The sequence below is a fragment of the Muriicola sp. SD30 genome (genome assembly GCF_041205185.1).
In the GTDB taxonomy this organism is placed as follows: Bacteria; Bacteroidota; Bacteroidia; order Flavobacteriales; family Flavobacteriaceae; genus Muriicola.
In genome coordinates, this window is sequence record NZ_JBGEWB010000001.1 from 209798 (window position 1) to 231379 (window position 21582).

The following is a 21582-nucleotide window of genomic DNA, read 5'->3' on the forward strand; positions in this document are numbered from 1 at the left end:
TTTCAGCGATGATGATCATCGCTCTTCAACCCCTAGTGCTTATGCTTTGTCCCTATCTTAGGCCCGAGCCAAATACCCAAAAAAAAACCGTTATCAAAAGCTGTGGTTTGCTCATATATCAACTAAAACTTATTTGTGATTATTGACGTTTATAGGGCATATCTGAACAGCAGTAAATAAATAACATTAAGCAATGATAAAATAGCCGTAGACCACAATAACAGTGAGATGTAGTTTAACTTTTCAAAAAAGTATTTTGAGCCGGGGTAATTTTTTCTTTCGATAGACAGATTTTTGTTGTTCTCGGAGGTTAGCATTTTCAATTAGTTTTTAGTCCACGATGAAAGTAAGCCAATAGTCACATTATGGATAACACATATGTAACAGCGTGTGCAAGAAATGTAACATTGGTGGCAAGCGTCTTTTTAATGTAAATCCGGGAGTAGTGGTGCAAGCAAATAAGTCCTTTTAATTGATCTCCTGTAGAAATTCAGCCGGCGTTTTCTTATAGGTTTTCCTAAAGCATTTGATAAAATAAGAAGGAGTGTTGAAACCAACCGTATAGGCGACTTCATTAATTGTGGCATCGGAGGTTTTTAGAATATGGGCGGCCTGTTTCAATCGCTGTGAACGGATAAACTCTGTGGTAGACAAACCCGTGATCGCTGTTAATTTTCGGTGCAGTTGCATACGACTCATCCCTACAGCCGAGGCAAACATTTTGGCATTGAATGTAGCATCGGATAATTGCTCGTCTAAAACCTTTTGTACCCTATTTAAAAAAACTTCATCGGTTGGGGTTATGGCAATTTCCTTAGCCTTTAAAATTATCTCCTGGCTGTAGCGGCTGCGCAGGGCACGGCGACTCTCTATCAGGTTCTGCACTCGCCTCTCAAGTAAGGGAAGTTTAAATGGCTTGGTCACAAAATCATCGGCCCCGGATTGCAGCCCCTTTAGCTCTTCTTCCTCTCCGGCATTTCCAGTCAATAAAATGATGGGGATATGACTGGTACGTTCATCGGCTTTAAGTACATTGCAAAGTTCAATACCGTTTGCCAGTGGCATCCGTACGTCTGATATGATCAGGTCTGGAACAATTTCCAATGCTTTTTTAATCCCGGTTTTGCCATTTTCAGCTTCAAAAATCTGATACTTGGGTTTCCAGGCCGATGCTAAAAACTGCCGAACTTCATCCTGATCTTCAACCAGCAACACTAATGGCAGTTCACTTTTTACCGGCTCATTTCCCCGCTCATCGGGATGAATATCAATGGTGTCCGAGATACTCGAAACAACTGCTTTTTGTACTTTTTGATAGTTATCTACGATCTGATTGTCTTTAAAACTGTGCCGGGAAATAGGCAATTGCACCTGAAAATGGATGACTGAGGCCCCATCCAAATTTACGGTGACCTCACCTTTATACAATTTCACCAATTCCTTAACCAGTGATAGCCCCACGCCAATTCCATCTGCATACTCGTCCAGTTGATAAAACCTGTTGAACATCCTGTCGAGGTTTTGTTCTGTAAAATTTTCAACACTGTTTTTAACACTCAAATGTACCTGGTCTCCGTTTCTCTTAACACCAAAATAAACCCGGCCCCCATCCGGACAGTATTTAAAAGCGTTAGTGAGTAGGTTGGTAACAATTTTTTCAATGGCGTCTTCATCATACCAGGATTTACCCAGCTGTTCAATGTCTATTGTATAATCAATCTTTTTCTGCTCTGACCGATATTGAAAAGAAGTGGCCAACATTCCTAGAAAAAGGCTTAATTCCCCCTCAGACACCTTCAGGTTTAATTTCCCTTTCTCCAATTTTGCCGAATGCAAGAGTTGATCAACCAAAGCCATAAGGCGATTGGTGTTGCGCTTTATCATGGAGAAGTTGGCATAATCTGCATCTGTGAGGCCACCCTCTCCCAGTTTGGCATCTATGGGTCCCGATATCAGGGTAAGAGGTGTCCTAAACTCATGAGAAATATCTGCGTAAAGTTTTGATTTAAAACTATCAAGGCGCATAAGCCGAAGGGCCTCTTCTTCTTTTAACTGCAGGTTTAACTTCATCCGCCAACGCCATTTTAAATAACTGTATACTCCATAAATTCCCAGCAAAATCAAAAGCAGGTACAGTACCCTGGCGAAGGTGGTAAAATACCAGGGCTGGGCAATGGTAAAAGCAAAAGTGGCCGGCTTGGGGTTCCAAACGCCATCGTAATTACTCGATACTACCTGAAACTCATAATCCCCGGGTGACAGGCGGGAATAGCGCGCAAAATTGGAATTGCCTGCCTCAATCCATTCATCATCATAATTCTTTAAGCGATACCGATATTGGTTTTTCTCTGGTAACGAAAACTGCAGACTTGAAAAAGTGAATGAAAAGGTGTTTTGGTTATGGCGCAGCGTCATATTTGACCTCATCTGATAGTCATTGTCGGACACCTGCATCCCGGTGATTGCCGTTTTGGGCAGTTGGTTATTATCTTTGATGTCCGAGGGTTTAAACCAGTAATACCCTTCCAAACCTCCAAAGTACAGATAGCCTCGCTCATCCAGGTGATAAGCCCCGGTATTGAACTCCGTGGCCAAACCTTCATAATTGTTGTAATTGGTGATAACCGGGGGGCTGGTAAAAGACTTTCCCGGCTTGAATTTGGTTATGCCACTGTTGGAGCTTAACCATAGATTCCCCTGCCCATCAGGCAGCACTGCATAAACTACGTTATTGGCAAGGCCATCTTTTTCAGTATAGGTATAAAACTGATTCTTATCAATATCATAAGCGTTGAGGCCACCACCATAAGTGCCAATCCAGAGTATATTGTCTTCCTTAGAATAGTACAATGACTTGATCATATTATTCGACAACGTATTTTTATCTTTCAGGAATTTATATGAAGTGCTTTTATTTTCCGTCAGATTGAGGTGTATTAGTCCATCGGAATCAGTACCCAACCAAAGGTTGCCCTGAGCATCTTCTGTGATCACCCGAATATTATTATTGACGTTTAAAATTTCAGTGGCATTGTGCTCATTGTAGGCTCTTATCTTCCCTTTATTTTTATTAAACCTTATAAGTCCGTTTTCGCGCGTAGCCAGCCAATTTCGATTTTGACTGTCTTCAAAAATATCCCATATGGTTATTGCCTCCAGTTCCGAATCTGTTGTGTCAAGATAATTTTTTATGCCCCCCTTGTTGTCAAGAATAGAAAGTCCACCACCCTGAGTTCCAATCCATAGCTCCCCTTCCCAATCGGCATACAAACTCATAATTCTGTCTGAAAGCAAACGCTTATTGGGCGGACCCAGGGTAGAATATTTCACCCAACTGTTGGAATCTGGTATGTATTGCATTAGACCTTTGCCCGAGGTACCTATCCAAACAGATGCGTCGGCATCCGTGGTAATAGCCCGGACCACGTCCACATTTATGTTTTGGGGCACCTGATAATTGGTAATCGAATTGAATTTTACCAGGTATTCATCATAATAGCTCAGTCCGGCCCCATCCGTACCAAACCAAATTGTACCCGTATAGTCTTCGTAAATATCCAGGATATCATTGTAGTGGATTGCTTTTGGATTATACTTATCAGCCATAAAATGACTGGTTTCATAAGTCTTAAGATCTATGAGATACAGGCCTTTCCCATAGGTACCGATCCAAAGGCGATTTTTTGAGTCAACCAACAATGAAAGAATGTTAAGGTCAACAGGAAGGGGCAAACTCAAAGGTAATTGTACTGTATGGCTTAGAAATTTCTCCTGACCGTTTCGAAAGTAAAGACCTCCTCCAAAGGTTCCAAACCACTGTCTGCCACCGGTTTCTACCGCTATGGAGCTAAAATTCTTCTCAATTAAACCATCTTGCAATGTGGCGTTCAGCGTATCGGTAATCTGACGGTTTTGCAGATCAATCGACAAAACAGCGTCCTCAGTTGCCGCTAATAATGACTCGCCTGCCTGACTGAGCGCATATATAGTTTCTTTGATGTTACCAATGTCTTTTGATTCGGATATAGTGTCGTTCATTTTTACGAACAAGAGTCCGCTTGAATACGTGCCAATCCAGTAGTTCATTAAATTATCCTGAAAGATTACATTGGCATCGGTTGTAATTGACAGGGGTGTAAATTGGTCAGTTTCAGTATTTAACTTGTTTAATATTCTGGTGGAGGGAATACACCATACCTGGTTCTGTCGATCCACATATACTTTGCCTAAATGACTATAACTGGGCCTGGTTATATCATCAAAAATAAAAGGATAGACGGTAAAATCATTACCATCGTACTTGTTAAGCCCATCTTGTGTGGCAATCCATAAATAACCCGTACTGTCCTGGGCCATGGCTATGCCGCAATTTTGTGAAAGGCCATCTTTAATTGATAGCTGACCAAAACTCACCTGGTTCTGAGCAGATATGGAGGCTACCGCAAAGCAACAATAGAGAAAAATGCAAATTTGAATCAGCTTACTATTCATTTCGCCTTTGGAATACGTTCAGGGCTTTAACTTAAAGAAAGATACGTATTTCCGTTTTTTCTTCGAATGAAATTTTCTATCCTTTCAGCAAGAAGCCGGATAAACGCTGATGTTTTTATTTCATCATGTTTAAGGAGAAGTTACGACCAATTCAAAAATCCAGTTTCTCTCTCTTTAGAACTTTCTTAGGAAATCAGGCGATTTTATGTCCATATAAATCATTGCTGCCCCCTTTAAATGAAGGTGTGGTGGAATTGGGAGACACGTCACGCCATGTCGTGATGCCGCGAGGCTTGGGAGTTCGGGTCTCCCCACCTGTACGTAATTAAAACCCCCCATTTTAGGGGGTTTTTTATTGTAGAAAAACCTCAATAAGGGTGTTAGATCAGAATTCTGTGTTGATTAGAAAAGAAAGAAGTCGTTGAGTTAGTTATCCTAGGAAAAGAAGCCAAATGCAGCCAGGATCAAACAAATGACAACGGCGGCCAAAATCCCGACAAGGACTACCACCATTACGCTTAAAAAGCCATTCAGCATTTTGGTACCAAAGGTAATTTGTTCTTCCATGATCACGGTGGTTTAGTGAAATATACTAAAAAAAGACGTAAAAAATCTTTTTAATAGCTAACAATTTGAAGAAAAAGCACCGACATATTGCATTTTAAAGATGTGCGGTTAAAATTTTCGACAAAGAGTAGGATCACTCTTTTTGCCGACTTAATTTCTTGCTGAGTTCTTCCAGGGAAATGCCTTTGGTTTCGGGCATAATAAATATGACAAACAGAAGTTGAAGCACCATCATGCCAGCAAAGATGCTGAATACGACGCCCGGTCCGATACTGCTAAACAAAAATGGGATGGAAGATGGAATGATCGCAGCCAGTACCCAGTGCACTGAACAACCAAAACTTTGGCCGTAACTTCTGAGGTGATTGGGAAATATCTCCGAGATAAATACCCAGATCACAGAGCCTTGCCCTATTGCGTGGGCAGCGATGAATGCGAAGAGGAAAAAAGCAACTGCCAGACCTTCCCACTCCAAAAAGAATGCACAAGCCACCAGGCTTAGCGACAGAATATATCCCACCGAACCTATGTACATCAGCTGTTTTCGCCCCATACGATCTATAAGATAAATTCCAACAAGGGTAAACACCATATTGGTTACCCCAATTCCAATGCTGCTCAACAAGGCCGTACTCGCTCCAAGGCCTGCCTCTTCCAGGATTCGGGGAGCGTAATAAAGGAAAGCATTTATTCCTGATAATTGATTAAAAAAGGCCAGTAGAAAAGCAAGTAACAGAGGGAAGCGATATTTCTTCATAAAGATATTCTCCCCGGGAACCGTATTTATACTTTCGAGTTTGATGTCTTCGAGAAGCTTGTCAATATCGTCTCTGGGATTGATGTTCTCAAATACACTCCTGGCTTCTTCATAACGCGACTTGCTCAATAGCCATCTGGGGCTCTTTGGAATGCCAATAGCCATCACTGTATAGATTGCGGCAGGTATGGCTTCAACGCCTACCATCCATCTCCAGGCATTGCTCTCAATACTACTGAGAAGGTAGTTTGAGAAAAAGGCGATCAGAATACCGAAAACAATATTGAATTGATATAAGCCTACTAGTTTCCCCCTGTCTTTAGCAGGTGCGATTTCGGAAATATAGGTTGGAGCTGCAACGGTAGATGCCCCCACGCCCAGTCCACCGATAAATCTGAAAAAGGCGAAAGTATAAGGGTCATTGGCATAGGCCGATCCGACGGCTGAAATGGTGTAGAGAACTCCAATCCAGATCAGGGTTTTTTTCCTGCCCAGAGTATTGGTGGGGATACCCCCCAGCAATGCCCCAACTACTGTTCCCCACAGTGCCATACCGATTACAACAATGCCGTGAAAACTATCGGAGGACTGCCATAAAACCTGTAATGTCTTTTCTGCTCCAGAAATGACTACAGTGTCAAATCCAAAGAGAAATCCGGCCAGGGCGGCCGTAATAGAATAACGCAGAATCTTCCGGTCCATAAAGGTTGGTTTAGTGTAAATCTAAGGAAAAAAAATGCTCACCATCAGTATTCCTTTTCAACATGTCAAATCTTTAGATGGGTAGTCAAATAATTAATGATCTTCTCAGTAGCCCCTTTTTGTGCGGTGATATAATCCGCATTTATGGCGCCTTGCCTTTTCCTGGCAGATTCGTCTTCAAGCAGATTGTGCAGGGTATCAGCAAATGAATCCCTGTTTTCAATCACTGAAATACCGCCGAATTCCACCATATCCTCGGCTTCTTTAAAACCATGAAAATTAGGCCCTGTAAGGACAGGAATACCAAAAACAGCCGGCTCGAGAGTATTATGCAGGCCGGTGGCGAAACCTCCTCCGACATAGGCAATATCGGCATAGGAATACACTTTGGTTAGTATACCAATGGTGTCGAGGACAAGAAACTGGCAGGATAAGAGATCGGCCTCCCCGACTTCTGTATAATTAACACTATTCTGTGGAAGGGATTTCTGAAGAGCCTGCAGATGTTCTTTTTTAATATCATGGGGAGCGATTACTATTCTGACATTCTCCGGTACATCGGGCAGCCATTGAATAAGGAGCGCTTCATCTTCCGGCCAGGTACTTCCCATCACCAGGCAAATGTGATCTTTTTTAAATTGATCCATGAAGTCGAGCCTGTTGTCTCTTCCCAGGATCTCATTTACCCTGTCAAAACGGGTGTCACCTGAAACAGAGATCTCGCTCAGGCCGGCACTTTTTAATAAGGTTTCAGAATTTTTATCCTGCACAAAATAATGGGAGAACTGGCTCAGCGCGTTGCGCATAAACTTACCATACCACTTAAAATAGATCTGATCAGAATTAAAGATTCCGGAAATCAGAATGGTCGGAATTTTACGTCTTTTAAGCTCATTTAGATAGTTGGGCCAAATTTCATATTTCACAAAAATTGCCAATACAGGTTCAACCCTCTCCAGGAAATTTTTAACCTTCCGCCTGGAATCAAAAGGCAGGTAGGTTATCAAATCTGCTTCTTTCGAATTTTTTTTTACCTCAAACCCTGACGGAGAGAAAAAAGTGACAAGAATCCTGTGATCCGGATAGGAATTCCTCAGGGCTTTAATAACAGGTAAACCTTGTTCAAATTCCCCAAGAGAAGCTGTGTGTACCCAAATATAATTATCGTCTTGTTTGATCCTTTCTTGTAAAAGCATATTCACGCCCTTCCTGCCTGCCACAAAAAGACGCAATTTTGGTTTGAAGATCGCCACGATCTTCAGTGCCTGCCAGCTAATAAGAATCAGAAGATTGTACAGGAGATACACCCGGGGTTCGTTTGTTGCTAAAATACGCTTCTTTCGGGAATTACATTGGTACCCGTTCCTTAATTTTGTAATATTGCGGGCATAGTTTCAGGGTATGAAAAAAATACAAATGGTTGACCTGGTAGGTCAATATCAGGAGATTAAGGAAGAAGTAAATATTGGGGTTCAACAAGTGATGGATACGGCTGCTTTTATCAATGGGCCGGAGGTTCACGGCTTTCAGAGGGAATTGGAAGCTTATCTGGGTGTAAAGCACGTGATTCCCTGTGCTAATGGTACCGATGCTTTGCAAATCGCCATGATGGGTCTTGGCCTGAAACCCGGAGACGAAGTAATCACGGCAGATTTCACTTTTGCTGCTACCGTTGAGGTTATTGCCTTGCTGGGACTTACCCCTGTTCTTGTCGATGTTGATCCTGAGACTTACAATATTGACCCTGAAGCAGTGGAAAATGCCATTACTCCAAAAACAAAGGCCATAGTACCTGTCCATCTCTTTGGGCAGTGTGCTCCTATGGACCGACTTTTGGAAATAGCCGAAAAACATGAGCTTTACCTAATCGAAGACAATGCTCAGGCCATTGGGGCCACTCATACCTTTAATGACGGCCGTAAAAAGAAGGCGGGAACAATGGGTCACATAGGTGCCACCTCTTTTTTCCCGTCAAAAAACCTCGGATGTTATGGAGATGGAGGAGCTATTTTTACTGATGATGATGATCTCGCACATTTTATCAGGGGGATTGTAAATCACGGAATGTATGAACGCTATCACCACGATGTGATCGGAGTCAATTCACGCCTCGATTCTATTCAGGCAGTGGTATTAAGAGCAAAATTATCGCGATTAGATTCTTATTGTGAACGAAGACGTGAGGCAGCCAGGAAATACAATAAGGCTTTTATGGGAACAGATGCAATAATTCTTCCCAAAACTGTAAATAACTGTGGGATGATTTGCAGTAGCTGTGATTGTCATGTATTTCATCAGTACACCCTGCGTATTACCAATGGTAAAAGGGATGCATTGGCAGCTCATTTATCAGAGAAAGGAATTCCCTTTGGGATATACTATCCCATCCCATTGCACCGGCAAAAGGCCTACGTAGATTCTCGATACAGGGAAGAGGATTTTCCCGTCACCAATCAATTGGTCAATGAGGTTATTTCATTACCCATGCACACAGAATTAGACGATGAGCAAATTGAGTTTATCACTTCTACCATCCTGAATTTTATTTAAATCAGTATGAGGATACTAGTAACGGGAGGTCTCGGTTTCATAGGCTCTCACACCGTAGTCGAATTGCAGAATGTAGGTTTTGATGTGGTTATCGTGGATAACTGTTCAAATGCCTCCGAAGATGTGCTCGATGGGATCACTGCCATCACCGGGAAAAAGCCTGAATTTGAAAAATTTGATCTTCGGGATAAGAACAGGGTGCTCGACTTCTTTTCCAGGCACAGGGATATTGATGGGGTTATACATTTTGCAGCTTCCAAGGCAGTCGGTGAAAGTGTTGAGAATCCCTTATTGTACTATGAAAACAATCTAAGTACGCTTGTCTATCTGCTGCAGCAACTTTCGCAAAAGGGGAAAGCACATTTTATTTTTAGTTCTTCCTGTACGGTTTACGGTCAGGCCGATGAGATGCCCATTACAGAAAATGCCCCGGTAAAGCCTGCCGAATCGCCTTATGGGAATACCAAGCAAATAGGGGAAGAGATCATTCGGGATAGTTGTAAAGTAATACCTGAATTACATGCAATTTCCCTGAGGTATTTTAATCCTATTGGGGCTCATCCCTCCGCAGAAATAGGAGAATTACCATTGGGAGTACCCCAAAACCTCGTTCCTTTTATAACCCAGACAGGAATTGGTCTGCTCGAACAACTCTCGGTGTTCGGAGATAATTATCCAACTGAAGATGGCACTTGCATTCGCGACTATATACATGTGGTCGATCTGGCAAAAGCGCACGTAGTGGCTTTAAAACGCCTGCTCGAAAGTAAGAACGAAAAAAATTACGAGGTCTTTAATGTGGGGTCAGGTACCGGAAGTTCTGTACTTGAAGTAATAAAGAGTTTTGAAAGGGTTTCCGGGGTAAAATTGAATTACAAAATCGTAGATCGTCGGCCTGGTGATGTCATCAGTGCTTATGCTGACACCTCAAGAGCAAACCGCACCCTGGGCTGGAAAGCCGAATCAACTCTCGATGATGCAATGCGCTCAGCATGGCTCTGGGAGAAGAAAATCAGGGCTTAGTCTACCTGTTCTTTCTTCCGGGAGATCCATGATGCGTCCTGAGTCGTATGTAAGATATGGCAAAGGAGTATGAGAATAGTTTAGAATTGCTGCAGTTTGCAGAATCTAAGGCCTTGTATAAAAAGCTGGTCAAACAGTTAAAAAAGGATTTCACCCTTGCCAATATTGATTTCAATCCGCCTGAGGAAATAGCACCATCCTCCCTAAAGGAGTTGCTGAAAGAAAAAATCTACTTTTTACTATTGGAACGTTTTTCAGATTATCTAAATCTGCTTTATATCGTTGATGTTCCCGAAAAAGCTTTTTCATCACTGGATGCTACGGATGTTGTTGAGGTGGCAGAGGGGGCCTGTTATCTGATACTCCGCAGGGAATGGCAGAAGGTATGGCTCAAACATTCTTATGGGAGTGAATAGGCGGATTATTAAAAAAATACTCGTATAAACGGCATCCAGGGATCTGCATAAAGGCTTCTGTTCTCATCGTATAGTACATCGTATCGCAAACCAAAGGTAACAGGACCTGAATTATAGCCAATTCCAAGAAAAAGTACCGGTAACCAGTAGTCTTCTCTCAGTTCAGGAAAACCAGAGCCAAAACTCCTGTGGACCCTTAATTGCTCAAATTCCGATGAAAACTGCAGTCGGGGTATAGGATTGTAATACCCCAGAACTCCCACCCCATAGGCGGTGAATTTGGAGTCTCCGAATTTGGCGTAGTTAAAACTGAGATTACTCCCAATAGCAAATTGTTCAGAAACAGGATAAACTGCTGCTGGTGCGGCCACGATGTTTACTGAATTATTTCCGAATCCCAGGCCAAAAGACCCTCCGTATCGCAGCTGGCTCCAAAAAGAACCGGTAGCGCCCATGCCCTGGGCAAAACATCCCTGGATCGCAGTACTGAATAGAATGATAAATAACAGATTTTGTATATTCCACCTGCTGCTAGAGTTCATGGGCTTAAATTAAGTAATATTAGAACGCTTCATCCCTACAGATAGTATTAAATATTGTATTTTTGACTAATTTTTACAACTGAAAGTGTTAGCCTGTCCATGGATAAATATTCCTTTTTAAATGCTGCCCACACGTCCTTTTTTGCGGACATGTACAATAAGTATCTCGCGCATCCCGATAGTGTGGAACCCAGTTGGCGTGCTTTCTTCCAGGGTTTTGATTTTGGGATGGAAAGCGCATTAGATGAAATAGGTGTCGATACGGCAACCGGCATGGCAGTCTTGCCAACGGGTCAGACGGTTGAGATGCCCGAAACGTTGCAGAAAGAATTTCAGGTAATACGCCTGATAGACGGATACAGAAGCCGGGGCCATTTATTTACCAAAACAAACCCGGTTAGAGAAAGACGAAAGTACTCCCCGACACTTGATATCGAAAATTTTGGCCTTACGGAAGCCGATCTTGATACGGTTTTTAGTGCAGGTGAGATCATAGGTATTGGTTCTAACACCTTAAAAAAGATTATTGGCCACCTGCAGGAAATCTATTGTGATGCCATTGGAGTAGAATATATGTATATCCGAAGCCCTGAAAGAGTTAAATGGATACAGGACTGGCTCAATAAGAATGATAATCACGCCAATTTCGATGCTTCGGAGAAAAGACATATTCTCAAAAAATTAAATCAGGCAGTTTCCTTTGAAGGATTCCTGCATACGAAATACGTGGGCCAGAAACGCTTTTCTCTCGAAGGAAACGAATCGTTGATTCCGGCGGTTGACGCCATCGTTGAAAGAGCATCAACCCTGGGGGTAAAACAGTTTGTAATGGGAATGGCACACCGAGGTCGGCTCAATGTGCTTACCAATATATTCGGAAAGGCGGCGAAAGATATTTTTAGTGAGTTTGATGGGAAGGACTACGAGCAGGAAGTCTTTGATGGAGATGTGAAGTATCACCTGGGCTGGACATCTACCCGTTCTTCGGATAACGGGAACAAGATCAATATGAACATTGCACCTAACCCTTCTCATCTCGAGACGGTGGGAGCAGTGGTTGAAGGAATCTCAAGAGCCAAGCAGGACGCCCATTTCCCTGATGATTTTTCGAAGGTGCTGCCAATTGTAGTTCATGGGGATGCGGCAATAGCAGGCCAGGGTATTGCGTACGAGGTGGTTCAAATGGCCAATCTTGATGGCTACCGGACAAATGGAACGATCCATATAGTAGTCAATAATCAGATCGGGTTTACCACTAATTATCTGGATGGCCGGTCTTCAACCTATTGTACGGACGTAGGCAAGGTAACCTTATGCCCTGTACTGCACGTCAATGCTGACGATGTGGAGAGTGTGGTTCACGCTTCCCTTTTTGCTTTGGAGTATCGAATGCGTTTTAAACGCGATGTTTTTCTCGACTTATTGGGGTACCGGAAATACGGACATAACGAAGGAGATGAACCCAGGTTTACACAACCTAAATTATATAAGGCTATCGCCAAGCATAAGAATCCCAGAGATATTTATGCCGAAAAACTGATAGCTGAAGGGATCATCGATGAGGATTATGTGAGTAAGCTCGAACAGGAATACAAGTCGAGTCTTGAAGAAGAACTCGAAGATTCCAGAAAGGAAGAAAAGACCGAGATCACTCCCTTTATGGCTGATGAGTGGAGCGGGTTTGAAAATGTGCGTGAATGGGAGATGATGGATGTAGTTGACACAAGTTACAATCGAAAAAAACTCGACCGCATTGCCAAAACGATTACCAGCTTACCTGAGGGGAAAAAATTCCTGCGGAAGGTGGAAAAATTGGTGGGTGATCGAAAGAAAATGTATTTCGAATCTGATAAACTCGACTGGGCCATGGGGGAATTACTTGCCTACGGTTCATTACTTGAAGAGGGATTTGGTGTTCGGATGAGCGGACAGGATGTAGAGCGGGGAACTTTCTCGCACAGGCACGCCGTTATGAAAGTGGAAGAGAGTGAAGAAGAGGTTTTGCTCCTCAATCATATCTCAAAAGATCAGGGCCTATTTCAGATCTATAATTCCCTTCTTTCAGAATATGCAGTTGTTGGGTTCGACTATGGGTACGCCATGGCCAGTCCTAATACCCTGACAATCTGGGAAGCACAATTCGGGGATTTCAGTAATGGGGCTCAGATAATGATAGATCAATATATCTCTGCAGCTGAGGATAAATGGAAGCTGCAAAATGGGTTAGTAATGCTATTGCCCCATGGATATGAAGGTCAGGGTGCAGAGCATTCCTCAGCGAGAATGGAACGTTACCTCCAGCTCTGTGCAAGAGATAATATGTATGTGGCCGACGTTACTACCCCTGCAAATATGTTTCATTTGTTGAGGAGGCAGATGAAGAGTAATTTCAGGAAACCCCTGATCGTGTTTACTCCCAAGAGTCTTTTGCGTCACCCCAAAGCAGTTTCAGGAATTGAAGAAATGACTGAAGGCCGGTTCATGGAAGTGATAGACGATGAAACCGCCAAAGTTGAGAAGGTAAAGTCACTGGTATTCTGCACCGGGAAGTTCTACTATGACCTGCTTGCGGAACGAGAGGAATTAAGCCGGGATGATGTTGCCCTTGTGCGTATTGAACAATTATTTCCTCTGCCTTCAGAGCAGTTAAAAGCTATTATCAAAAAGTATAAAAAGGTCGATGACCTTGTGTGGGCACAAGAAGAACCCAGGAATATGGGTGCCTGGTCTCATTTGATGATGCACTTTAGCGATGCACATAAATTCAGAGTGGCTTCGAGGCGATTTTATGCTTCGCCCGCTGCCGGTAGTTCTGTTCGTTCAAAAATGAGGCACCAACAGGTAATAGATTACGTCTTTGATAAAAACAAGGACAACATGACGCGTCCTGCAGTAAAAAAATGATCATGAGGAAGCTATTTGCCTTGCTGTTTCTTTATTCAGGACTTGCGTATTCGCAGACTGAATTGCCTCAGTATTCCACCATCATTGCGCAATTAGCCAGTTTGTACAACGCACAGGATTACCAGGGAATCTATGAACTCTACGATGTCAACATGCAAAAGGCATTGACCCCGGCAGAGAACCAACAATTCTTTTCGGAGAACGTCAATAGAATCATGGGAGATATCAATGAATGGGAATTTATCGGTTTTCAAAGGGGTGCGCACGTGTATCGCACTTCTTTTGAACGAGCCTTGTCTAATATTATGATTTCCCTGAGTGGTCAGAATAACAAAATAAACGGATTTTATATTGCCCCTCCAAAACCACTTGGAATACCGGTTTTGGAAAGGAATACAACCAGAATGATCCTACCATTCAGGGAAGAGATATTCGTGTATTGGGGAGGAACTACATTGGAACAGAACTACCATCTGGCAGAAATTTCACAGCAGTATGCCTATGACCTCCTTATGGTTAAAGACGGACGCTCTTATCAGGGCGATCCAAAAATAAATGAGAATTACTTTGTCTTCGGGAAAGAAATAATTGCCCCTTGTGACGCCAGGGTTGTTCTGGTTATTGAAGGAGTTCCGGATAATGAACCCGGGACAATGAATCCCGCACAGCTTACAGGAAATACGGTCGTATTACAAACCGATTTAAATGAGTATATCCTTTTCGCACATTTGCAGGAGGGATCTTTGGAAGTGGAAGAAGGAGAAGAAGTTCGCCAGGGAGATGTAATCGCCCGTTGTGGCAATTCCGGAAATACAACTGAACCCCATTTGCATCTGAGTCTTCAGAATACGATCAATATGGAGGAGGCTACCGGGGGAAAATTATATTTTGACCAAATAATGGTTAATGGAGAAATAAAAACGGATTACCTTCCCGTAAAAGAAGATTTTATCAGAAATTTGAATTAAGCAAATTTATTACAAAAACAGAACGGATGATTTTAGAAATGAAAGTTCCCTCTCCGGGAGAATCCATAACCGAGGTTGAGATCGCCGAATGGTTAGTAAAAGACGGTGACTATGTAGAAAAGGATCAGGCCATAGCAGAAGTGGATTCCGACAAGGCTACCCTGGAACTCCCTGCTGAGGAGAGTGGAATCATTACCCTAAAAGCCGAAGAAGGAGATGCGGTTGCTGTAGGGGAAGTTGTTTGTCTTATCGATACCAGTGCTTCCAAACCTGAAGGTGCAGAAAAAGCGCAAAAGGAAACTAAGGAAGACAAACCCGAAAAAGCAGCTCTGGCCAAAAAAACGGAAGCAGCTGAACAAACCAAAACTTCTGAGCCAGCGAAGACTTATGCCAGCGGTACTCCGTCCCCGGCTGCGAGAAAGATACTCGATGAAAAAGACATTCCTGCATCTTCAGTAAAAGGAACCGGAAAAGACGGTAGAATAACCAAGGAAGATGCTGTCAGTGCCGTACCCTCAATGGGGACACCCACCGGGGGTAAAAGGGGAGAGACACGCACCAAACTTTCCATGCTCAGACGTAAGGTGGCCGAGCGCCTGGTTTCGGCTAAAAATGAGACGGCCATGCTTACTACCTTTAACGAGGTTGATATGTCTGCAATCTTCAGTCTAAGGAGCAGCTACAAAGAAAAATTTAAAGAAACTCATGACGTAAGCCTGGGCTTTATGTCCTTTTTCACCAAGGCGGTGATACGCGCACTGCAGTTGTTTCCTGCCGTGAATTCGATGATAGACGGAAAGGATATGATCACCTATGATTTTTGCGATATCAGTATTGCCGTATCCGGGCCTAAAGGGCTGATGGTGCCTGTGATTAGAAATGCTGAAAACCTTACTTTCAGGGGTATAGAAGCCGAAGTAAAACGCTTGGCGATACGGGCTCGGGAAGGACAAATCACTGTTGATGAAATGACAGGAGGTACCTTTACAATTTCCAATGGGGGAGTTTTCGGTTCCATGTTGTCTACCCCTATAATCAATCCACCCCAAAGCGCTATCCTCGGTATGCATAACATTGTGGAAAGGCCTGTCGTAAAAAACGGGGAAATTGCCATAGCGCCAATTATGTATCTCGCCCTCTCATACGATCATCGGATTATAGATGGAAAGGAATCAGTGAGCTTTCTGGTAGCAATAAAAGAAGCACTCGAGAATCCTGAAGAACACCTGATGGGTGGAGATGTTGAGAAAGCACTTGAATTCTAAATAAAACGAAGTATCTCTATAAAAACGCTCCTCAGGAGCGTTTTTTCTTTTTGAGGTAAAGTGTAGTGGTTTTATAATCGATCACAGCCTTGCCTTTCTCTAAAACGTCGGCGCCTATTATTCCATCTACGGGCAGTGCATCGTGAGAAGTAAGGGCTTCATTGATATGTTCCAGATTAAATAAGATGATCTTAGTTTTCTTTTTTTTCCAGCCTCCGATCTTCAGGGTGTTTTTTGTGGAGAGTTGGGTTTCCATATCCGTCGCTCCAGCTCCGGCTGCTTTCACTTCCGACGCTTTTGAAATTAATTTAAACTGCTCAATTTTATCGAGCCCTACACAGGAGTTAGAAGCTCCGGTGTCTAAAATGAACCTACCAGATACCCCATTTACCCTGGCCATCACTTCGAGATGATGGGTAGCAGTTAACGTTAAAGGAATAGCTATATAATTCCTTTTTTTTAAATACTTTTTTAAAGACATCATCAAAATGATTTTTGCTAAAGATAGTCCTATTTTTGTCACATGATAATCACAGATACACATACCCATCTTTACAGTGAGGCTTTTGACGGGGACCGGAATGAAGTCGTACAAAAGGCCATTGATCTGGGAATAGAAAGGTTTTTTATTCCGGCCATCGATTCTGGCTATACATCTTCAATGCTTCAGCTCGAACGTGATTTCCCCGAGCATATATATCTTATGATGGGGCTGCATCCTACACATGTAAAGGAGAATTACCGTGAAGAACTGAAACACGTTGAGAAGATGCTGTCTGAAAGGAAATTTTATGCAGTAGGGGAGATAGGAATAGATCTTTACTGGGATAAGTCTTATGTTTCACAACAGCGCGAAGCGTTTAAAAACCAGATTGCGCTCGCTAAATTACATGAACTCCCCATAGTGATTCATTGCAGGGATTCCTTCGATGAGATATTCGAAGTGCTGGAGGAAGAGAAGGACGAAAAGCTGTATGGCATTTTCCATTGTTTTACCGGCACCCATGAACAGGCCCTGAAAGCGATAGGGTATAATATGAAACTCGGAATTGGGGGAGTGGTCACTTTTAAGAATGGAAAGATAGACAGGTTTTTAAATCAGATTCCCCTTGAACACCTTGTACTGGAGACGGATGCCCCTTACCTGGCACCAGCCCCATTTCGGGGGAAAAGAAACGAGCCTTCGTACCTGGAGCATGTATTGAACAAACTTTCGGATATTTACCAGGTCCCGAAAGAAGAGATCGCAAGGATCACAACGGATAATTCCAAAAAAGTATTTGGGATATAATTTCAGTAGAACAAGATCTCATTTAGATATAAAACTGGGAGACTATGTCGGCACAAAATAAACGATCAAAGATACTGCTCATTTATACCGGGGGAACCATTGGAATGGTTAAAGACTACAATTCGGGTGCTCTTAAAGCATTCGATTTTAAGAAAGTCGTCAACAGTATCCCGGAATTGGGACAACTCGACTGTGCTATTGACAGTGTTTCATTTAAGGTGCCAATCGATTCTTCAAATATGAATCCCTCCCATTGGGTTACCATTGCCGGACTCATTGAACGGCATTATGTCGATTATGATGGATTTGTTGTGCTGCACGGAAGTGATACGATGAGCTATACCTCTTCGGCCCTGAGTTTTATGCTGGAAAATCTCGCGAAGCCAGTAATCTTTACAGGATCTCAATTGCCCATAGGAGATCTGCGTACGGATGCCAAAGAAAACTTAATTACTTCTATTCAGATTGCCGCACTTAAGGAGGATGGCATTCCAGCAGTGAGAGAGGTTGGATTATATTTCGAGAATAAATTGTATCGTGCCAACCGGACTACCAAGATCAACGCCGAACATTTTGATGCCTTTGCTTCCCTTAACTATCCTGTCCTGGCAGAATCAGGGGTTCATTTAAAAGTGTATACTGAGAATCTTTGGCGTAAAAAGCGAACTAAAACTTTTAAAGTTCACAAAAAAATGGATGATCGAGTGGCAATTCTTAAATTGTTTCCGGGCTTTAACAGGGATCTGCTTGGCGGAGTACTGGGGATTCCTCACTTAAAAGCACTGGTGCTGGAGACTTATGGGGCGGGAAACGCACCTACCGACCAGTGGCTGCTTGATGACCTGGAGCAGGCTATTGAGGGGGGGCTGAATATCGTGAATGTAACCCAATGCTCCGGAGGAAGTGTGATCCCGGGGCAGTACGAGACCAGCAGGGAATTAGAAAGAATGTCTATGATCAACGGTCGTGATATAACCACTGAAGCGGCAATCACAAAACTTATGTATCTGCTGGGGAATGATGTTTCGGGAAAATCCTTCAGCACAATTTTTGAGACTTCCATAAGGGGAGAAATGACTTAAATTTTTAAGACGTAAAATTTTACAGATCACGAAATTTTTTGTTTCTTGACCGCCCGTTAAATTCGGAAAATAGAGAGGTGGCCGAGTGGTCGAAGGCGCACGCCTGGAAAGTGTGTATACACCAAAAGTGTATCGAGGGTTCGAATCCCTTCCTCTCTGCGAATACATTTGCGAATGATGAATTTTGTCGAAGCTTGCTTCAGCAAAATTATGAATGAGCAAATGGATTTCTGCGCAGCAGAAACGTTCATGAATGTATTGCCAGCATATCATTTTGGGAAGCAGGAGCGCAGCGACTGAATCCTAAGGAAGAATGAGCAAATGGATTTCTGTGCAGCAGAAACGTTCATGAATGTATTGCCGTTTAAGTATTTTGGGAAGTAGGTGGCGAGCGAGTCAATCTCTGTCTAACTGCTGCTCATGGACATATTGTTTAATGATGAGTTACAAAAATTAGGATTTCTAATTTTTCCACTTATATTTGTCAAGATGACAATTTTATAACGTTTTATCAATTCTTAACGCAAGACATTTAATTATTAATTGTTTATTTTTTATATCTTTAAATCCTATTAACTAACTAAATTCAAGTTGAACAAAATGAAAAGATTATTCTCGATCCTGGCTATGGCTGGGCTATTTGTCCTAAGTACAAATACGGTAAGCGCAAAAGCGAATGCAATGGTTTCTAATCTGTCTGCCACTGTTGCAACCGCAGTAATGACGATTCAGGAAACGCCAGCTGAAGACATGGCAGAAGATAAAGGCTTCACTCAGGTATTGAAGGAGCAATTTATCCAGGGTGGTGCCGGGTTTATGGGGATTGTTCTCCTATGTTTGATTCTCGGACTGGCAGTAGCTATTGAAAGAATTATATACCTTAACATGGCCAGCACTAACACTGATAAATTAAAGCAACAGGTAGAGGATGCTCTGGCTTCCGGTGGTATAGAAGCTGCTAAGGAAGTTTGCCGAAATACAAGAGGACCCGTGGCCTCAATATATTATCAGGGTCTCGACAGGGCCGGTGAAGGAGTTGAATCCGCTGAAAAGGCTGTTGTAGCTTACGGTGGTGTTCAAATGGGTCAGTTAGAGAAAAACGTATCCTGGTTGTCCTTATTTATCGCTATTGCACCCATGCTTGGGTTCATGGGAACGGTAATTGGTATGATCCAGGCCTTCCAGAAAATTAGTGCAGTAGGTAACTTAAGTGCCTCCCTTATTGCCGGCGATATTCAGGTGGCTTTATTAACAACAGTATTTGGACTTATTACTGCGATCATTCTTCAGATATTCTACAACTATATCATTGCTAAGATCGATGGTATTGTTAACGATATGGAAGACTCATCGATCACCCTGATCGATATGCTGGTAGATCACAAAAAATAATAAGACTCTAAATACAAGATATTATGAATAAAATTGTAAAAATAGTTCTGGCTGTTTTGGGTCTGCTCTCCGCAATTCTCTGGTATCAATTGCCAGGGCGGGATATGCCAGCGTCCGAAGCTGTAGAAAGTGTGGCCATCACCGGGATGTTTACCATTACCTATATCTTATTGGCTATCGCGGTGGTAGTAAGTTTAGTCTTTACCCTGGTAAACCTATTCGCCCACCCTCAGAAGTTAAAGAAAACCCTGATAGTTATCGGAGCATTTCTGATCGTTCTTGGTTTTGCTTATGCAATCTCCTCAGGTACGGATGTAAACCTGGACGAAATGGCCAGAAGGGGGATCCCTACAACAGAGGACACAGTAAAGAATATAGGAACTGGCTTGAATCTTTTTTTCCTGCTGGTTATAATCGCCGTAGTTTCTATGCTATGGGGAGGGGTTAAAAAGATGACTAATAAATAATAAATTTTAAGCTATGTCTAGAAGAGGAGGACCACCAGAAGTAAATGCAGGCTCTATGGCAGACATTGCCTTTCTGTTACTTATCTTTTTTCTGGTAACAACCACCATTGAAACAGATGCAGGTTTAGACCGGATGTTGCCGCCAATGGAACCACCGGAGGATAACGTTGTGATCAAACAGAAGAATATCTTCACGGTGAATATCAACAAAAGCGGTCAGTTGTTAGTTGAAGAGGAACTGACAAATCTCAAGGACCTTCGCTCCAAGGCCATGGCCTTTCTTGACAATGGCGGAGACGGTAGTTGTAACTACTGCAAAGGACGTAGAGATGAGTCTTCTTCCGATAACCCTACTAAGGCTATTATTTCCCTTAAGAATGACCGGGAAACAAAATACGGCACATATATTACCGTACAGAATGAATTGGTAGGCGCTTATAACGAGTTGCGGAACAGGGAAGCTCAGCGTTTATTCGGCAGGGATTTTACCGATATGGAAGCTGAATTCCTCAATCCGGAAACACCATCCAGTATTCGGGATGAACTGAAGGAAAAAGTTCAGAAAATTCAGGAATTATTTCCACAAAAACTCTCGGAAGCAGAAACCTCTACTTCAAACTAATTTAAGGAACAACAGATTATGGCTAAATTCACAAAGAAAAAAGACGGGGATCTTCCGGCTGTATCAACAGCCTCCCTTCCTGATATTGTATTTATGCTCTTGTTCTTTTTCATGACTGTAACTACCATGAAAGACAGTTCGCTAATGGTAGAGAATGTTCTGCCAAATGCAAGTGAGGTAAAAAAGCTGGAGAAAAAAGACAGAGTATTGTATATCTATGTCGGGAAACCTACCAGAGATTATCAGAAAGTCTTCGGTACAGAGCCTAAGATCCAGCTCAATGATAAGTTTGCCAATGTTACTGATGTTGGTGATTTTATCCTGGAAGAAAGAGCAAAGAAACCACAGGAATTACAAAATGTACTTACTACCGCTTTAAAAGTTGATAAGGATGCCAGTATGGGACTTATCTCAGATATAAAGCAGGAGTTGAGAAAGGTAAACGCCCTAAAGGTAAATTATACAACTTATGAAGGGGATGCCTTCAGGAACGTACAGTAATATCCTAAAGAATATATTTTTAAAACGCTCCATAAAAAGGGG

The 21582-nt window shown here is 42.6% G+C and carries 18 protein-coding genes and 1 tRNA gene; 13 read left to right on the forward strand and 6 right to left on the reverse strand.

The genetic code is table 11. The annotated features are described in order from the left end of the window. Positions 1–468: 468 nt before the first annotated feature. From AB8P51_RS00960 to AB8P51_RS00975, 4 genes are all read right to left on the reverse strand, one after another. Positions 469–4491: a two-component regulator propeller domain-containing protein gene (locus AB8P51_RS00960; protein ID WP_369746900.1), complete on the reverse strand. Its 4023-nt coding sequence runs from the start codon at positions 4489–4491 to the stop codon at positions 469–471. 435 nt (positions 4492–4926) lie between these two features. Beyond that, a complete protein-coding gene (locus AB8P51_RS00965; protein ID WP_369746901.1) occupies positions 4927–5058 on the reverse strand; it encodes a hypothetical protein in 132 nt (43 codons plus the stop codon). Positions 5059–5191: 133 nt separating this feature from the next. Next, positions 5192–6517, reverse strand: coding sequence for a sugar porter family MFS transporter (locus AB8P51_RS00970; protein ID WP_369746902.1), 1326 nt, complete (start codon positions 6515–6517; stop codon positions 5192–5194). Between the two features lie 65 nt (positions 6518–6582). After that, the gene (locus AB8P51_RS00975) at positions 6583–7824 is read right to left on the reverse strand and encodes a 3-deoxy-D-manno-octulosonic acid transferase (protein WP_369746903.1); all 1242 of its coding nucleotides are present in this window, start codon (positions 7822–7824) and stop codon (positions 6583–6585) included. Positions 7825–7918: 94 nt separating this feature from the next. Between AB8P51_RS00975 and AB8P51_RS00980 the strand changes: the two genes are divergently transcribed. Genes AB8P51_RS00980 through AB8P51_RS00990 form a run of 3 tightly spaced genes read left to right on the forward strand, consistent with a single transcriptional unit; the run spans position 7919 to position 10506 of the window. Continuing rightward, positions 7919–9067 (forward strand): DegT/DnrJ/EryC1/StrS family aminotransferase, encoded by a 1149-nt coding sequence (locus AB8P51_RS00980; protein WP_369746904.1) that lies wholly within the window; start codon positions 7919–7921, stop codon positions 9065–9067. A 6-nt stretch (positions 9068–9073) separates the two neighbouring features. Beyond that, positions 9074–10090, forward strand: a complete 1017-nt coding sequence (galE, locus tag AB8P51_RS00985) for a UDP-glucose 4-epimerase GalE (RefSeq protein ID WP_369746905.1) — start codon at positions 9074–9076, stop codon at positions 10088–10090. A 56-nt stretch (positions 10091–10146) separates the two neighbouring features. Continuing rightward, positions 10147–10506, forward strand: a complete 360-nt coding sequence (locus tag AB8P51_RS00990) for a hypothetical protein (RefSeq protein WP_369746906.1) — start codon at positions 10147–10149, stop codon at positions 10504–10506. Positions 10507–10514: 8 nt separating this feature from the next. Here AB8P51_RS00990 and AB8P51_RS00995 read toward each other — a convergent pair whose 3' ends face one another. Beyond that, on the reverse strand, positions 10515–11048 hold the full coding sequence (locus AB8P51_RS00995; RefSeq protein WP_369746907.1) for an alpha-ketoglutarate decarboxylase: 534 nt from the start codon (positions 11046–11048) through the stop codon (positions 10515–10517). Between the two features lie 99 nt (positions 11049–11147). On the opposite strand from AB8P51_RS00995, the gene AB8P51_RS01000 reads away from it, so the two are divergent. The 3 genes from AB8P51_RS01000 to odhB are packed head-to-tail and all read left to right on the forward strand — an operon-like array spanning position 11148 to position 16185. Then, on the forward strand, positions 11148–13952 hold the full coding sequence (locus AB8P51_RS01000; RefSeq protein ID WP_369746908.1) for a 2-oxoglutarate dehydrogenase E1 component: 2805 nt from the start codon (positions 11148–11150) through the stop codon (positions 13950–13952). Positions 13953–13954: 2 nt separating this feature from the next. After that, positions 13955–14920 carry a peptidoglycan DD-metalloendopeptidase family protein gene (locus AB8P51_RS01005; RefSeq protein WP_369746909.1) on the forward strand — a complete coding sequence of 322 codons (966 nt, stop codon included), beginning with the start codon at positions 13955–13957 and terminating at the stop codon, positions 14918–14920. Between the two features lie 26 nt (positions 14921–14946). Next, entirely contained in the window at positions 14947–16185 is a 1239-nt protein-coding gene (gene odhB, locus AB8P51_RS01010) for a 2-oxoglutarate dehydrogenase complex dihydrolipoyllysine-residue succinyltransferase (RefSeq protein ID WP_369746910.1), read from the forward strand. Positions 16186–16216: 31 nt separating this feature from the next. Here odhB and AB8P51_RS01015 read toward each other — a convergent pair whose 3' ends face one another. Continuing rightward, positions 16217–16669: a retropepsin-like aspartic protease gene (locus AB8P51_RS01015; RefSeq protein ID WP_369746911.1), complete on the reverse strand. Its 453-nt coding sequence runs from the start codon at positions 16667–16669 to the stop codon at positions 16217–16219. Between the two features lie 39 nt (positions 16670–16708). Between AB8P51_RS01015 and AB8P51_RS01020 the strand changes: the two genes are divergently transcribed. From AB8P51_RS01020 to AB8P51_RS01050, 7 genes are all read left to right on the forward strand, one after another. Then, a complete protein-coding gene (locus AB8P51_RS01020) occupies positions 16709–17476 on the forward strand; it encodes a TatD family hydrolase (RefSeq protein WP_369746912.1) in 768 nt (255 codons plus the stop codon). A 44-nt stretch (positions 17477–17520) separates the two neighbouring features. Further along, positions 17521–18558 (forward strand): asparaginase, encoded by a 1038-nt coding sequence (locus AB8P51_RS01025; protein ID WP_369746913.1) that lies wholly within the window; start codon positions 17521–17523, stop codon positions 18556–18558. A gap of 71 nt (positions 18559–18629) precedes the next feature. Then, positions 18630–18717, forward strand: a tRNA-Ser gene (locus tag AB8P51_RS01030). Positions 18718–19158: 441 nt separating this feature from the next. Next, positions 19159–19950 (forward strand): MotA/TolQ/ExbB proton channel family protein, encoded by a 792-nt coding sequence (locus tag AB8P51_RS01035; protein WP_369746914.1) that lies wholly within the window; start codon positions 19159–19161, stop codon positions 19948–19950. Positions 19951–19973: 23 nt separating this feature from the next. Beyond that, on the forward strand, positions 19974–20417 hold the full coding sequence (locus AB8P51_RS01040) for a hypothetical protein (protein WP_369746915.1): 444 nt from the start codon (positions 19974–19976) through the stop codon (positions 20415–20417). A 13-nt stretch (positions 20418–20430) separates the two neighbouring features. Then, positions 20431–21039, forward strand: coding sequence for an ExbD/TolR family protein (locus tag AB8P51_RS01045; protein ID WP_369746916.1), 609 nt, complete (start codon positions 20431–20433; stop codon positions 21037–21039). Positions 21040–21057: 18 nt separating this feature from the next. Then, on the forward strand, positions 21058–21540 hold the full coding sequence (locus tag AB8P51_RS01050) for an ExbD/TolR family protein (protein ID WP_369746917.1): 483 nt from the start codon (positions 21058–21060) through the stop codon (positions 21538–21540). The last annotated feature ends 42 nt before the right edge of the window (positions 21541–21582 follow it).